The sequence below is a fragment of the Pseudomonas sp. NBRC 100443 genome (assembly GCF_030268185.1).
Classification (GTDB): Bacteria; Pseudomonadota; Gammaproteobacteria; order Pseudomonadales; family Pseudomonadaceae; genus Pseudomonas; species Pseudomonas citronellolis.
Window position 1 is genome coordinate 1 of sequence record NZ_BSQE01000106.1, and the last position, 257, is coordinate 257.

At 54.5% G+C, this 257-nt stretch carries 1 rRNA gene; it reads left to right on the forward strand.

What is annotated here, in order from left to right:
- Nucleotides 1-42 precede the first annotated feature (42 nt).
- Nucleotides 43-257, forward strand: a 16S ribosomal RNA gene (locus QSJ95_RS32745); the annotation flags it as partial.

Sequence of the window (257 nt, forward strand, 5' to 3'; positions counted from 1 at the left end):
GCTGAGCCAAGTTTAGGGTTTTCTCAAAACCCGATCAGTATTGAACTGAAGAGTTTGATCATGGCTCAGATTGAACGCTGGCGGCAGGCCTAACACATGCAAGTCGAGCGGATGAAGGGAGCTTGCTCCCGGATTCAGCGGCGGACGGGTGAGTAATGCCTAGGAATCTGCCTGGTAGTGGGGGACAACGTTCCGAAAGGAGCGCTAATACCGCATACGTCCTACGGGAGAAAGTGGGGGATCTTCGGACCTCACGC